Origin of the sequence: Massilia arenae, assembly GCF_008014745.1 — a bacterium.
Taxonomy (GTDB): Bacteria; Pseudomonadota; Gammaproteobacteria; order Burkholderiales; family Burkholderiaceae_D; genus Telluria; species Telluria arenae.
This window is the reverse complement of the sequence record NZ_VPFD01000015.1, coordinates 44,116-57,910: the sequence shown is the minus strand read 5'-3', so window position 1 is coordinate 57,910 and position 13,795 is coordinate 44,116. Positions and strand designations below refer to the sequence as shown.

At 60.9% G+C, this 13,795-nt stretch carries 13 protein-coding genes; 7 read left to right on the top strand and 6 right to left on the bottom strand.

Going from position 1 to position 13,795, the window contains the following annotated elements; genetic code table 11:
• Positions 1 to 1,041, bottom strand: a complete 1,041-nt coding sequence (locus FVD38_RS14165; protein WP_229493664.1) for an alpha/beta fold hydrolase — start codon at positions 1,039 to 1,041, stop codon at positions 1 to 3.
• Entirely contained in the window at positions 1,038 to 1,907 is an 870-nt protein-coding gene (locus FVD38_RS14160) for an NAD-dependent protein deacetylase (protein WP_147935402.1), read from the bottom strand. Before FVD38_RS14160 ends, FVD38_RS14165 begins: the two co-directional genes overlap by 4 nt.
• Positions 1,908 to 2,404: 497 nt before the next feature.
• On the opposite strand from FVD38_RS14160, the gene FVD38_RS14155 reads away from it, so the two are divergent.
• Genes FVD38_RS14155 through FVD38_RS14145 form a run of 3 tightly spaced genes read left to right on the top strand, consistent with a single transcriptional unit; the run spans position 2,405 to position 5,773 of the window.
• The gene (locus tag FVD38_RS14155) at positions 2,405 to 3,661 is read left to right on the top strand and encodes an SIR2 family protein (RefSeq protein ID WP_222706925.1); all 1,257 of its coding nucleotides are present in this window, start codon (positions 2,405 to 2,407) and stop codon (positions 3,659 to 3,661) included.
• Positions 3,651 to 5,540, top strand: coding sequence for an ATP-binding protein (locus FVD38_RS14150; protein WP_147935401.1), 1,890 nt, complete (start codon positions 3,651 to 3,653; stop codon positions 5,538 to 5,540). Before FVD38_RS14155 ends, FVD38_RS14150 begins: the two co-directional genes overlap by 11 nt.
• Before the next feature lie 23 nt (positions 5,541 to 5,563).
• A complete protein-coding gene (locus tag FVD38_RS14145) occupies positions 5,564 to 5,773 on the top strand; it encodes a KTSC domain-containing protein (RefSeq protein WP_147935400.1) in 210 nt (69 codons plus the stop codon).
• A gap of 70 nt (positions 5,774 to 5,843) precedes the next feature.
• On the opposite strand, the gene FVD38_RS14140 is transcribed toward FVD38_RS14145, so the two are convergent.
• The gene (locus tag FVD38_RS14140; protein ID WP_147935399.1) at positions 5,844 to 6,749 is read right to left on the bottom strand and encodes a DMT family transporter; all 906 of its coding nucleotides are present in this window, start codon (positions 6,747 to 6,749) and stop codon (positions 5,844 to 5,846) included.
• Position 6,750: 1 nt separating this feature from the next.
• On the bottom strand, positions 6,751 to 8,358 hold the full coding sequence (nadB, locus tag FVD38_RS14135) for an L-aspartate oxidase (protein ID WP_147935398.1): 1,608 nt from the start codon (positions 8,356 to 8,358) through the stop codon (positions 6,751 to 6,753).
• Positions 8,359 to 8,521: 163 nt separating this feature from the next.
• On the opposite strand from nadB, the gene FVD38_RS14130 reads away from it, so the two are divergent.
• Complete coding sequence (locus FVD38_RS14130) at positions 8,522 to 9,016, top strand: pyridoxamine 5'-phosphate oxidase family protein (protein ID WP_123071074.1); 495 nt, start codon at positions 8,522 to 8,524, stop codon at positions 9,014 to 9,016.
• Between the two features lie 61 nt (positions 9,017 to 9,077).
• Positions 9,078 to 9,650: a nicotinamide riboside transporter PnuC gene (pnuC, locus tag FVD38_RS14125; protein ID WP_147935579.1), complete on the top strand. Its 573-nt coding sequence runs from the start codon at positions 9,078 to 9,080 to the stop codon at positions 9,648 to 9,650.
• On the opposite strand, the gene FVD38_RS14120 is transcribed toward pnuC, so the two are convergent.
• Positions 9,651 to 10,019, bottom strand: coding sequence for a hypothetical protein (locus FVD38_RS14120; protein ID WP_147935397.1), 369 nt, complete (start codon positions 10,017 to 10,019; stop codon positions 9,651 to 9,653). It abuts the gene before it with no gap.
• Positions 10,020 to 10,226: 207 nt separating this feature from the next.
• On the opposite strand from FVD38_RS14120, the gene FVD38_RS14115 reads away from it, so the two are divergent.
• Complete coding sequence (locus tag FVD38_RS14115) at positions 10,227 to 11,390, top strand: tyrosine-type recombinase/integrase (protein ID WP_147935396.1); 1,164 nt, start codon at positions 10,227 to 10,229, stop codon at positions 11,388 to 11,390.
• 2 nt (positions 11,391 to 11,392) lie between these two features.
• Here the strand turns inward: FVD38_RS14115 and FVD38_RS14110 are convergent, their stop codons facing one another.
• Positions 11,393 to 11,671: a hypothetical protein gene (locus FVD38_RS14110; protein ID WP_147935395.1), complete on the bottom strand. Its 279-nt coding sequence runs from the start codon at positions 11,669 to 11,671 to the stop codon at positions 11,393 to 11,395.
• Between the two features lie 211 nt (positions 11,672 to 11,882).
• Between FVD38_RS14110 and FVD38_RS14105 the strand changes: the two genes are divergently transcribed.
• The gene (locus FVD38_RS14105) at positions 11,883 to 13,649 is read left to right on the top strand and encodes an amidohydrolase (RefSeq protein WP_147935394.1); all 1,767 of its coding nucleotides are present in this window, start codon (positions 11,883 to 11,885) and stop codon (positions 13,647 to 13,649) included.
• Positions 13,650 to 13,795 lie beyond the last annotated feature (146 nt).

The window sequence follows — 13,795 nt, the reverse complement described above, 5'->3', positions numbered from 1 at the left end:
CTAAACGCCACTTTCGCCGGCCGCCGCGACCGCATTCTCGCGCGCACTCGGTAAGTGGGCGGGCACCCCGACCTGGGACGCGATCGCATCGATCGCCCCCAGCACCTTGCCCGGTTCCGCGTAATGCAGCATATGACCTACACCAGGCGTGACCGACAGCTCGCTGTGGCGTAGCGCCGCATGCAAGCGTTCGGCATTGTGGGCGCAGTCGCAGACTCCATCCTGGGTGCCGGACAGGATCTGCACGGGCACCTTCAACTTTCCAAACCGCCGCGCCAGCGACATCGCGGCCGGCACCATCAGGCTGCTATCGGCGGCATTCGCCCGCAATTGGCTGGGACGCAGGGACATCCACGGAGACAACGCGCGGAAGCGCTCGGACACAGGCAAGGGCGCAAACGCGCGCCCAACCGCGGCCGGCCAGATCAGGCGTCCGGCGAGCGGGGCCACGGTGTAGCGCAGCGCGTCGCCTACCAGCGGAATGGCTGGCGGCGCGCCGACCATCACGTCCATCCGCACGCTCGGATAGTAGTAGCCCGAGACCAGCACCAGCCCCCGCACGAAGTCCGGCACCTGCAGTCCCATGCTCAGCGCCACCAGCGTGCCCAAGGAATGGCCGGCGACGATGGCGCTGTCCACGTTCAGTTCCTGCAGCGCGTGATGTAGCAGGCGCGCCTGCCGATCCGGGGTCCAGACCGTGGTGCGCGGGCGCTCGCTGTAGCCGAAGCCGGGGCGGTCAAAGGCGATCACGCGGTAATGCTCGGCAGCGGCGTCCAGCAGGCCGCTATGTTCCCAGTCGGTGGCATCGACGCCGTTGCCATGCAAGAGCACCAGCACCGGGCCCTGGCCGCGCTCCAGGTAATGGAGCTTGACGCCGTCGACCGTGATGAAGCTGCCCGTCGGCGGGTGTTCACGTTCGGCGCGCCGGGATTTGGCGCGCACCAATAGCCAGGACGCCAGCAGGCCGAGGCCGGCGATGGCGACGCCGGCCGACAGGCGCCGCGTGCTGCTTGCGTTTGTGCTTCGATAGGTGCTGATCACATGGTCCCCCTATGGTCGATAAGGTCGGATGGCGGCGCGGGCCGGTTCGCCCCCAGCAGTTGCGCCACCTGCGGCAAGATCTGTTCGGCCGTCGCTTCGAGCTTGAGCGCCAGCATGTCGTCCGCGCGGGTGCGGCCGAGGTTGATGGCGGCGATTGGTTTGCCGGCCGCCTGCGCGAGCCGGCAGAAACGGAAGCCCGAATACACCATCAGCGACGAGCCGACCACCAGGAGCGCGTCGGCCGCCTCCATCTGGGCCAGTGCGCAGGCGGTGCGCGCTGGGGGAACGTTATCGCCGAAGAAGACGACGTCGGGCATCAGCACGCCGCCACAGTGCACGCAGGCGGGGATGGCGACGCCGGTGACTGCGTCGGGGTCGAGCGCCGCATCGCCGTCCGGTAGCGGCGCGGCCATCGCCTGCAGCAGGGCCGGGTTCGCGAACTCAAGCTGGGTCTGGACGAAAGCACGGGGGAAGCGCGCATGGCAGGCCAGGCAGCTCACATAATGGATATTGCCGTGCAATTCGAGCAGGGCGTGGCTGCCGGCCTGCTGGTGCAGGCCGTCGACGTTCTGGGTCAGGATGAATCCGAGCTTGCCGGCCGCTTCGAGGGCGGCTAGCGCCCGATGTCCGTCATTGGGTCGCGCGCGCGCCAGTAGCGGCCAGCCGACCATGCTGCGCGCCCAGTAGCGGCGCTGGACCGCGACGTCGCGACGGAATTCCGGGCCCTGGATCGGCAGGCGGCCGCGGCGCACGCCGTCACGGTCGCGGTAATCGGGGATGCCGGAAGCGGTCGACAGGCCGGCGCCGGTGAGGACAAGAACAGACCGCTTCGTGTCCAGGAAACGCGCTAGCAAATCCGCACTCATATAAGCTGGCTTCCTGCAACAATGCACATGATTAACCATATCAATCTCATTGCGATAGAACATCTATCGTAATACTGTCTTTCGAGACGTGAAACACGTTTCCTAAGCGAATGATTCGACGCCCCTGCTCAGCTAATCCCTACTGATATCTGATCAAAAATTTCTCTTCATGACAAAAATACGCTTTACGCATAAAAAATTCCTTTGTGAAAGATTTCGAATTCCATGTATAAAAATCCGTGTCTTCATGGACACAAACTAGGTTACAAGTTGGAACTATTGAGCTACCATAAGTAGTGGAAGTTACCAATGAGAACCAGTTGGTTGCTAAAAATAAATATTGCTTAACATCAACGACTAAAGTTGGACCTGACTGGAGTAACGCAAGTTTTAAGGCTACCTAAGTATTCGGGATTCTTCTTGGGTTGGTTTCAATAACATATTAATTGAGCTGACGATGCTCGGCAATACGGGTCGACCAAGTCACGGATTACATAATGACATTAATAGAAAAGCATTTCCCCGAAATTCATGATGCCGCCCAGCAGGCGCGTCATCTTAGACAAGTGCTTCAAGATGACAAGCAAAGAATTGGTTGTTTCGTCGGAGCGGGATGTCCTCTTGGAGTCTACGACGCCAATGGTGAGAAGAGTGTTACGCTGATTCCTGCAGTGGTTGAGCTTACCAAACGGGTTGCAGATGGACTGTCGGCGATCGATGCTCAAGCAAATGGAAACTCCAAACTCAAAAAACAATGGGATGCCTTGTATGCAGAGTGCACACACGTCTACTGTAAAAATCCCACAGTCGAAGATGTTCTTACCGAATTACGAACTCTTGCAAGCCGAAAAGGAAATGCAGTTATTTTGGAGATGGGCAAAGACGATCTGTATCGACTGGATGCAGAGATCTGCACTTTGATTGCGCGTGAAGTTCGCGCCCCACTGCCGCCGTATCGGAACGCTTATAACCGATTTGCTTCATGGATTGGTGGCGTGAATCGTAATCATCCGATCGAAATATTCACCCCAAATTACGACGTTCTTTTTGAACAGGCATTTGAACAACATCCGATCCCTCACTTCGATGGATTTGTTGGATCACATAATCCTTGGTTTGATCTAGCATCTATCGAGCACGACGTTGTCCCGGCTCGTTGGACTAGATTGTGGAAACTGCATGGCTCAATTAATTGGGAGAAAAGTGAAGAGCTAGTTAATGGCGCAAAAGTATCTCGCGTGGTCCGCGTCACTCGTGAGGCTGCACAGGGAAAGGTAATGATCTACCCATCGCACTTAAAGTATGATCAGAGCCGACGTATGCCTTACCTTGCCATGCTTGATCGATTACGAGCGTTTTTTCACGGCAAAGATGCGCCGAGGCTAATCGTATGTGGATACTCATTTTTAGACGATCATCTAAACGAGGTGCTTCTTGACGGCCTTCGAGGAAATCGGAACGCACAATGTTTTGCTCTAATGTATTCTGATCTGTTACAACATGAACGAGCAGTTAGCTATGCGAAAAAACAAAGCAATCTCACCGTGCTTGCGTGGGACGGTGCGGTAGTTGGAACTCGAGTAGGTCAATACAGGCCGGGAACGGCAGGCGGCGGTGAGCATTATCCATGGTTAATTGAAGAGGATTCAGAGAATAATTCAGGTCACGGTAAGCTCGTAAAAAATAGGCTTGGTGATTTTCATTACCTAGGTCTATTTCTCGAACAGCTATGCGGAAATGAGAATGAGCGCTAATTCGATTCAGAATACAGACCCGTCGCGTTTAGGCAGCGTCGAAGATATTAATGGAGCGAGCATTAGCGTGAAGCTTTTGGAGAATACTCCAGGTGGCTTGCTTTTCGTTAATGGAGAGGCCTACCGAGTAGGTCAGGTTGGCGGATTCGTGCGAATACCCTCCGGTTACGTGGATCTATATGGGGTAATTTCACAGGTCGGTGCAGGTGCTGCGCCCGGCGTCCCTGAAGGTGCGTCTCAATATGGAAATCGATGGCTCAGAGTAGAACTTGTAGGCCAGGGACGTCGCGGGACAAAATTTGAGCGAGGCATCGCGCAGTATCCTTCGATAGGTGACTCTGTTCATGTTGTCACTGAATCAGACCTTAAGACGGTGTATGCACCTGGCGACGAAGACGGCTATGTTGCGGTGGGCCGCGTAGCAAGTGCAGAATCCATCCGTGCTTTCCTAGAAATGAACAGACTCGTCTCCCGACATTCTGCAATTGTCGGTAGCACTGGCTCCGGGAAATCAAATTCCGTCGCTAACATTCTCTGCTCTGTATCGGATCGTACTCGCTTTCAAGCAGCACGAGTGGTGTTGTTCGACCTTCATGGCGAGTATACAAGCGCATTTGGTGACCGGGCTCGAGTGTTTAGAGTTGGCGCCGATGAGAAAAAAGGCGAAAAAGAGTTATACGTCCCATTCTGGGCTCTCACTTCGGACGAATTCTTATCTATATCAGTGGGGAATATTACAGGCACCCCGTTGGTAATGCTTCAAGATCGGATTCTTGCCGCCAAACGGGCCTCCGCCCCTGGCGGGTCGGCCCACAGCCTAACTGATATTAATATCACTGTCGACACACCTTTACCGTTCTCTGTTTATAAGCTATGGCACGATTTATATTCATTGCAATGTTCGACCCACTCAGTTAGCAAGAATCAGAACCAAACTGAGGCAACTCGCACCTATCTCCCTAACGCGCAAGGGGACGCGAGCGATTCGGGCGATGCTGACCTCGTGACCCGACCAAAATTCCGGCCTTTGAAAGATGTAAAAGATGATCCAGATAAGGTGTACGCTGGGCAGTATGGAGATCTGCCTCGAACACATTTAGACAGTCTTGAGAGCAAGCTGCGAGATCCAAGAATGCAGTTTTTGTTCCGTCCGGGACCATGGGCGCCTGATGTGAGCGGGAAAACCGAAGCGGATCTTGACAAGTTATTAGATTCTTGGATTGGCGCTGATACGCCGATTTCCGTTTTCGATCTTTCAGGAATTCCCGTATCGGTCGTTGATGACCTAATTGGGGCAGTATTAAGAATCTTGTACGACTCTCTTTTTTGGGGACGTCTTAAGGCTGAAGGCGGTCGTAAACGGCCGCTGATGGTTGTGCTCGAGGAAGCCCATGTTTATCTCGGGGCGCAAGCTAAAAATCGCGCTGCTGTCGCGGCCAAAAGAATTGCGAAAGAAGGTCGCAAATATGGAGTCGGGATGATGCTTGTTAGTCAGAGGCCATCGGAGATCGACAGCACCATCCTCTCTCAATGTGGCACCATAATTTCGTTGAGGCTTACGAATGAAGCCGACCGTTCTCAGATTACCTCCTGTGCATCGGATAATCTGAAAGGTCTATTTTCCATGCTGCCGGTACTTCGAACTGGTGAGGCCTTAATTGTAGGTGAGGCTGTGAATATGCCAATTCGTGCCCTCATTGACAGACCTGCAGAAGGAATGCGCCCACATAGTGATGATCCAGAGGTAGTAGTGCCGATGGGGCCAAATGGCACGCGCGTTAGAACGGGAGGCTGGACAGATAAAATTCTTCAAGAAAATTACGAGCCGCTTATTGATGCATGGCGAAAACAAGACCCGAATGCAGTCCCCAAAATCTGATAAGTTATGTGATTGGAGGAATAATGGAACGAATTATGGTTACTTCGAGCAACATCCACTCTGTCGGCTACGATGGTGAAAATCAAATTCTCGAAGTGGAATTTAAGAATGGCGGAGTCTACCAGTATTTTGGCGTCCAATCTTCAGAGTATGATGAAATGCTTTCCGCTGAATCCAAGGGAAAGTATTTGAATGCCAATGTTAAAAATAGATATCCGTTCTCTAAGTTATAGAGCATGGCCTTCACTTACCGTTGCAGTCAGTCGGTTATACGCGGTCAATGGCCGCGTAATTATGTGGGGCTCACTTTGCTGACACCGCAATCCCACCCACGATCATGCCGAATGCCACAACATGATACAGGTGCGGCGCCTCACCGAGAAAAGCGGACGACAGCAGCGCCGTGAACAGCGGCGTCAGGTTGATGAAAAACGCCCCAAGGCTCGGCCCGGCGCGCTGCACGCCGGCGCCCCAGCAGCGCATGGCGATGATGGCCGGGCCGATCGCGACGTACAGCAGGGCGGCGACGAGCGGCCAGCTCCAGGCGATGTGCACATCCCTGAGCGCCCATTCGCCGCCCGCCAGCGCACCCGACCACAACACGCCGAACCCGACCTGGGCCAGCAAGAAGGCGGCCCAGTCCGCGCGCAGCGCCGGCACGTCCTTTTGCTGCATCAGGAGCCAGCTATAGAAGGACCAGGCGATGGTGGCCAGGATCATGTACAGGTCGCCCGCCATCAGCCGCAGCGCCGCCAGTTCGGCCAGCGAGCCGCGGCACAGGACCACCAGCACGCCGGCGATCGACAGCACGGCCCCCGCGACCTGCCTGCGCTTGACCGGCACGTTGAAGAACAGCCGCCCGACCAGCAGCATCCACACCGGCACGCCGGAGGCGACCAGGGTCACATTGATCGGGGACGAGCTTTGCAGCGCCAGGTATTGCAGCGAGTTGTACAGGCCGACACCCAGCAGGCCGAGCATGCTGTAGCGCTTCCAGTTGGTCAATACGCCGCTGCCGGGGCGCAGCGCGGCGCGGCCCAGCGGCAACAGGACAGCGAGCGCGATCGACCAGCGGATCAGGTTGAGCGTCATCGGCGGCACGGCGTCGCGTACCAGCCGGCCGACGATGGCATTACCGGCCCACAGCACGGGCGGGATGGTCAGGAGCAGGGCGGTGGCCGGGGTCAGCCGATAGCCGGGAGTCGACATCTCAGCCGCGCCGCGGCGTCAAGACGCTCGGCAGCGCCTTCGGCAGGGTGTCCGGGAAATCGCGCGAATAATGCAGGCCGCGGCTTTCATGGCGCGACAGCGCGCTCTTGACGATCAGGTGCGCCACCTCGACCAGGTTGCGCAGTTCCAGCAGGTCGGGCGTGATGCGGAAGTTGCGGTAGTACTCGTCGATCTCTTCCTTGAGCAACTTGATGCGGTGCTCAGCCCGCTCGAGGCGCTTGGTGGTGCGCACGATGCCGACGTAATTCCACATGAAGCGGCGCAGCTCGTCCCAGTTGTGGGCGATGACGACTTCTTCGTCGGCATTGGTGACGCGGCTCTCGTCCCAGGCCGGCAGCGCCGGATGTTCGACCGGGCTGCTCCCCGCGATATGCTCGGCGCAGGCGCGGCCCACCACCACGCATTCCAGCAGCGAATTGCTGGCCAGGCGATTGGCGCCGTGCAAGCCGGTGCAGGCGGTTTCGCCCACCGCGTACAGGCCGGGAATGTCGGTGCGGCCGGCCAGGTCGGTGACCACGCCGCCGCAAGTGAAGTGCACGGCCGGCACCACGGGGATCGGCTCGCGCGTGATGTCGATGCCCAGCTCCAGGCAGCGCGCGTAAATCGTCGGGAAGTGCTCCTTGAGGAACTCGGGATCCTGGTGGCTGATGTCCAGGTCAACGTGATCCAGGCCGCGTTTCTTCATCTCGAAGTCGATGGCGCGGGCGACCACGTCGCGCGGGGCCAGCTCGCCCCGCTCGTCGTGGGCAGGCATGAAGCGGGTTCCGGCCACGGCGCCGGCTTCGCGTGGCAGCTTGAGCAATCCGCCTTCGCCGCGGATCGCCTCGGTGATCAGGAACGATTTGGCGTAAGGGTGGTACAGGCAGGTCGGGTGGAACTGGATGAATTCCATATTCGACACCCGGCAGCCGGCACGCCAGGCCATGGCGATGCCGTCGCCGGTGGCGGTGTCGGGATTGGTCGTGTACAGGTAGACCTTGCCGGCGCCGCCGGTGGCCAGCACTGTTTGCTCGGCCTCGAAGGTCAGCACCTGGCCACTCTCGATGTCTTGCACGTAGAGCCCGTAGCAGCGCGGCTGGCCCACCAGCGCCGGCGCGCCCAGCTTGTCGGAGGTGATGACGTCGATCGCCACGTGGTGCTCGAACAGCGCGATATTCGGATGCGCGCGCACCTTCTGTTCCAGCGTCACCTGCACCGCGTGGCCGGTGGCGTCGGCGGCGTGGATGATGCGGCGCTGGCTGTGGCCGCCTTCGCGTGTCAGGTGGAAGCCCAGTTCGGCCGTGGCGTCGCGGGTAAACGGCACGCCTTGTTCGATCAGCCATTCGATGGCGGCGCGACCGCCTTCGACGATGGCGCGGGTCGCCCCTTCGTCGCACAGGCCGGCGCCCGCGACCAGGGTGTCGTCGATGTGCTGGTCATGACTGTCGCCCGAATCGAGGACGGCGGCGATCCCGCCCTGGGCCCAGCTGCTCGCCCCATCGCGCAGTGCGCGCTTCGAGATGATGGCGACCTTGCGGGTCTCGGCCAGGTGCAGGGCAACGGACAGGCCGGCCAGGCCGCTGCCGACGATCGCGACGTCAAATTTCATGGCAATGTCATATGTGTACAGAGGCATCACTATAAGCGATTTGTGGTCGATATGTCAGGCTGGGGGAAGGTGTCCAGCTCGGTCGTCACTGTACGGCCCCGCACCGAAAAGCGGCCCCGAGGTACGTTAGGATGGGGTTTTAGTCACCCATCAAGGACATACCATGACCGCAGACCGCCACCACGCAGCCGCGCTCGCCGACCGAATCGGCTCGATGCGCTTCGCCATGTTCACCTTCCGTGACCAGTACGACCACCTGGTCAGCCAGCCGATGACCAAGCAGGACGTCGATGCCGAAGGCGGCATCTGGTTCTTCGTCAACTCCACGACCGAATTGTGGGACAGCATCGCGCACCAGCCGGAAGTCAACGTCAGCTTCGCCGACAACGACAACAGCACCTATGTCTCGGTCAGCGGCCGCGCCGAGCGGGTCGTCGACCGCGCGCAGGTCGAGGCGCGTTGGAACCCGATGGTGCAAGCCTGGTTCCCGGCCGGCCCGGGAGACCAGCACGCGGTGCTGGTGCGGGTCGACCCGCACGCCGCCGAGTACTGGGACTCGAACGACAGCAAGATGGTGCGCCTGTTCGCCATGGCCAAGGCGGCCGTGACCGGCACCCAGCCTGACGTGGACGGCGAGCACGGGACCATCAAGCTGTAATTCTTGCAGTAGGGCATGCGCGTGCCTTACAGTAGCGCTCCCGAATCCTGGAGCGCACATGATGACCAGCCCGCTCGAACTGGCGGCCAACGCCTTCACGGCCGCCGCCATCCTGCTGGCCGGCCGCAACAACGTCCACACCTGGTGGACCGGTATCGTCGGCTGCACGCTGTTCGGCGTGCTGTTCGCCCAGAACCGTTTATATGCCGACGTCGTGCTGCAGATGTTCTTCGTCGGTACCGGGGTGCTGGGCTGGTGGCGCTGGCTTCATGGGAATGATGGGGCGCCGCTGCCGATTACCCACGCCGGCTGGCGCAGCCTGGCATGGATGATCCCGGCCGGGATCGCCGCCACGGCCGCCTACGGCGCCTTGCTCCATTTCTATACGAATGCCTACGCGCCCTTCATCGATTCCGCGGTGCTGGTCTTCAGCGTGATCGCCCAGCTTCTGATGATGCAGCGGCGTATCGAGAACTGGCCGGTCTGGCTGCTGGTCAATACCATCGCCGTGCCGCTGTACTACAGCCGCGGGCTGCACCTCACGGCCTTCCTCTACCTGTGCTTCTGGGTCAATGCGATCGTGTCCTGGGTCTGGTGGACCAGGCTGGCCAGGCGCGAGCGCGCAGGTACCTGATTACGGTTGGACCGGCGGCAGATCCCGCTCGTCCTGGTTGCTGCCCGTCTCAGGCGTACCGAGGCCGGTGTCCCGCACACCGGCCTGGCCGGACCGGGTGTCCTGGGCGCCCGGATTGGCATGGGTCATGGCAGCGTCCACCGATTCGGTCCGCGGCGCGGCATCGGTAGCGCCCGCGCCCTCGGTGCCGTCCGGCGCATTGACGTAGGGGCCGGACTGGTTGCGGGTCAGTCCCGGGCCGCCGTTGCCGCCGGTTTCGGTCTGGCTCTCGTGGCTCGGGGTGGCGCCTTGCTGGCCGCTGGTCTGGCCGCCGACGCCTACGGTGACGCTGTCGTCCTTGCCTGAGCCTGGGTTGGATGCGGTGTTCATTGGGGTCTCCTCGAAGTATGAAATGACGGGATCAATACCGCATTGTCGGGCAGGCTCGGCCCGCTCACTATCGGCCTGCAGGGCGGGCGGCTGTAGGACTCGGCCGCCCACAAGGCCGATATTCGAGCAGCCTCAAGCATGAAGCTTCCGCAATCCGGATGGCCGGTGCTATACTGTATATCCATACAGTCATTGCCATTTCGTCCCATGCCCGCCTTCCTGCCGATCGACCTCGAGCCACTGCCCACCGAACATCCAGACCGGGCGGCGGCGAGTCGCCCGGACGCAGGGATCTTCTCCGGCGTACATGACGAACCCGTCACGTCGGCCCGCAACGACGCCGAACTGGCGCGCGAATATATCTCGCACGGCGAGCTGAGCCCCAAGTCGATCGCCAACCTGCAGAAGGAGCTGTACCGCTTCCTGACCTGGTGCCGCGAAGAAGCGAAAAAGACCTTTCAGCAGATGAACGTGGCCGACCTCAACGCCTACAAGGAATTCATCCGCAACCCGCCGCCGGAATGGGTGTGCACGACCAAGTGGCCGCGCAACGATCCGCGCTATCGCCCGTTCTCCGGCCCGCTATCCGACACCAGCCGGCGCCAGTCGATGATCGCCATCAAGGGCCTGCTGGCCTTCGCCGAGCACACCGGCTATCTGCGCCGCAACCCGGCACGCCTGGTACGCAATGTGCGGGCGCCGCATGCCGGCCGCATCACGCGCTACCTGACGCCGGCCGCGCTGGCCTATGCGCTGGCCGCGGCCGAGGCGCGCGACGCCGATTCCGAGGCCGCGGCGCGCCAGCGCGCCCGTGATCGGTTTTTGCTGATCGCCTTCGCCCAGACCGGCGCGCGCCTCAACGAGATCGTGAGTGCCCGCATGGGTTCGATCTATAGCGAGGGCGATGGCCGCTGGTGGCTGGACGTGCTGGGCAAGGGCAACAAGCCGCGCCGGTTGCCGGTGCCGCCGGCCACGCTGGCCGCCTACCGCGACTACCGGCGCGCCTTCGGCCTGCTGGAGCAGACCAGCCGTGGCGACCATATGCCGCTGGTGCTGTCGAGCCGCACGCGCGACCATGTGCGCGTCACCGACGAGGCGGCCTCCGAGGCGCTGAAGGCGATCTTCCAGCAGGCTGCCAGCGAGGCGGCGGCCCGGGGAGACGGCGATAGCGCGTCCATGCTGCGCCAGGCGTCGCCGCACTGGCTACGCCATAGCATGCTGACCAATCACGCCAATAGTGGGGTGCAGCTCAAGACCCTGCAAGACACGGCCGGCCACGCCAATATCGCCACCACCGCCGGCTATCTGCACAAGACCGACAAGGAACGCCACGACGAAATCCTCGGCTCGGACGGCAAAGGCATTCTGTAGGCTCAGACCGGGATCGACGAGGTTCCGCCGTCCGAGCTGCCGTAATTCTGCAACTCGTCGAGTGACAGACGGCGTTCGTTCAGCGCCGTTACGATCGAGCCCAGCTGCTCGTCGTCGGGCTGGATATAGACGATGCGCTGCTCGAGCAGGTTGTCCCAGTAGGGCGTGTAGGGCACGGCGGTCTCGGTCATCACCTTCGCCTTGAAGCTGCCATCGTGCAGCTCGCCGACCAGGGTAATGCGCGCGGTATCGGGGACGGTATTCTGGACCGTGATGTTCATGCTCATCCTTTGAATGATCAGTTCGTGTAAGTCCATTGTCACGCAGCCAAGGATCGCGTGCAAACCGCGCACCGTCTGCCGTGCGCACCCCTGGGCCCAAGCTGGGTCGAACGGTCGATGGATTCGAATGCCATCGTCAAAATTATCCGCTTTTCAACATTGGCGATGGCGACCGATACTGGACGCTGTCCAACCAACAGGGAATCAAGCAATGAACAAACTCACCTTCGCACTGCTCGCCGCAGGTTTAGTGTCCGCCGCGACCGCCCAGGCCCAGGCCGACCTGATCATCACCAACGGCAAGATCGCCACCATGGCCGGCGAGGGTGAGTTCGTCGAGGCGCTGGCGGTCAAGGATGGCAAGATCGCCGCCACCGGCAGCAACGAGCGCGTGCTCCGCCTCAAGCAGAAAGACACCCGGGTCGTCGACGTCGGCGGGCGCACCGTGATCCCGGGCCTGAACGATTCCCACACCCACGTGATCCGCGCGGGCCTCAACTACAATATGGAAGTGCGCTGGGATGGCGTGCGCAGCCTGAAGCGGGCGATGGAAATGCTCAGGGAGCAGGCTGCGCGCACGCCCGAAGGCCAATGGGTCAAGGTCGTGGGCGGCTGGAGCGAACACCAGTTCGAAGAGAAGCGCATGCCCACCCTGGCCGAGATCAATGCCGCGGTGCCCGACAAGCCGGTCTTCATCCTGTACTTGTATGGCAAGGCGTTCCTGAACCGGAAGGGCATCGAGACGCTCGGCTATACCAAGGAGACAAAATACCTCGACGGCGAGCTGGAACTCGACGCCGCCGGCAAGCCGACCGGCCTGCTGCTGGCCAAGCCGAACGCCATGATCCTGTACTCGACCCTGGCCAAGACCAACAAGCTCGATCGCGCCGACCAGCGCAACTCGACCTTGCACTTCTACCGTGACCTGAACCGCCTGGGGATGACCAGCGCCGTCGATGCCGGCGGTGGCGGCCAGGCCTATCCGGACGACTATGGCGTGACGATCGAGCTGGCGAAAGAGGGCAAGCTCAGTGTGCGCACCGCCTATTACCTGTTCGCCCAGAAGGCCGGCAAGGAGCTGGAAGACTACCAGCGCTGGATCGCGATGACCAAGCCGAACCGCAACGACCACCTGTTCTACGCCAACGGTTTTACCACCGAAGGCGCCGGCGAGAACCTGGTCTCGAGCGCGGCCGACTTCGAGAACTTCCTGGAGCCGCGTCCCGACCTGCCGCACCATATGGAAGATGAGCTGGAACGCGTGGTCACCCTGCTGGGGAAGAACCGCTGGCCGTTCCGCATCCACGCCACCTATGGCGAAAGCATCGAGCGCGACCTGGCCGTGATCGAAAAGGTCAACCGCAGCACGCCCCTGGCCGGCCTGCGCTGGATCGTCGACCACGCCGAGACGGTCACCGACGACCAACTGAAACGCATCAAGGCGCTGGGCGGCGGCGTGGCGGTACAGAATCGCCTGTACTTCCAGGGCGAAGCCTACCGGGAACGCTACGGCGCCCAGACCCGGCAACTGCCGCCGATCCGCAAGATGCTCGAGCTCGGCCTGCCGGTGGGCCTGGGCACCGACGGCACGCGGGTGAGCAGCTATGGCCCCTGGCCGTCGATCTACTGGGCAGTGACGGGCAAGACCGCCGGCGGCCTCGCGACCTGGCAGGCGAAAGATGTGCTGACGCGCCACGAAGCGCTCCAGCTCATGACGCGGGGCAGCGCCTGGATGAGCGGTGAAGAAGAGGTCAAGGGCCGGCTGGTCGAAGGTCAATACGCCGACTTCGCCGTGCTGCCGCAGGATTATTTCACGATGGACGTCGAGAAAATCAAGGACCTGGAAAGCGTGCTGACGGTGGTGAACGGGCAGGTCGTGTACGGCGCCGGCCCGTTCGAAAAGCTGTCCCCAGCACTGCCGGCGGTGTCGCCGGCCTGGAGTCCGGTGCGCCAGTTTGGCGGCTACCAGAACCGCTGACCCTGCTTGTATCGGAAGGCGGGGCGGCGTAGGGTGAGGGCGTCAGGAGGGCTCACCGATCGCCCCGTACAACTTCCACCGCCGCGCCCCGACCATCCGTCAATGGCTGGCCCTGCTGCTGGCGGCCTTCATCGTCCCGACCACGA

Excerpts from the sequence above, each read along its gene's own strand:
- FVD38_RS14150 (WP_147935401.1), top strand. The coding sequence starts at position 3,651 with ATGAGCGCTAATTCGATTCAGAATACAGACCCGTCGCGTTTAGGCAGC.
- FVD38_RS14105 (WP_147935394.1), top strand. The coding sequence starts at position 11,883 with ATGAACAAACTCACCTTCGCACTGCTCGCCGCAGGTTTAGTGTCCGCC.
- FVD38_RS14145 (WP_147935400.1), top strand. The coding sequence starts at position 5,564 with ATGGAACGAATTATGGTTACTTCGAGCAACATCCACTCTGTCGGCTAC.
- nadB (WP_147935398.1), bottom strand. The coding sequence starts at position 8,358 with ATGAAATTTGACGTCGCGATCGTCGGCAGCGGCCTGGCCGGCCTGTCC.
- pnuC (WP_147935579.1), top strand. The coding sequence starts at position 9,078 with ATGACCAGCCCGCTCGAACTGGCGGCCAACGCCTTCACGGCCGCCGCC.
- FVD38_RS14155 (WP_222706925.1), top strand. The coding sequence starts at position 2,405 with ATGACATTAATAGAAAAGCATTTCCCCGAAATTCATGATGCCGCCCAG.
- FVD38_RS14120 (WP_147935397.1), bottom strand. The coding sequence starts at position 10,019 with ATGAACACCGCATCCAACCCAGGCTCAGGCAAGGACGACAGCGTCACC.
- FVD38_RS14130 (WP_123071074.1), top strand. The coding sequence starts at position 8,522 with ATGACCGCAGACCGCCACCACGCAGCCGCGCTCGCCGACCGAATCGGC.
- FVD38_RS14160 (WP_147935402.1), bottom strand. The coding sequence starts at position 1,907 with ATGAGTGCGGATTTGCTAGCGCGTTTCCTGGACACGAAGCGGTCTGTT.
- FVD38_RS14110 (WP_147935395.1), bottom strand. The coding sequence starts at position 11,671 with ATGAACATCACGGTCCAGAATACCGTCCCCGATACCGCGCGCATTACC.
- FVD38_RS14140 (WP_147935399.1), bottom strand. The coding sequence starts at position 6,749 with ATGTCGACTCCCGGCTATCGGCTGACCCCGGCCACCGCCCTGCTCCTG.
- FVD38_RS14115 (WP_147935396.1), top strand. The coding sequence starts at position 10,227 with ATGCCCGCCTTCCTGCCGATCGACCTCGAGCCACTGCCCACCGAACAT.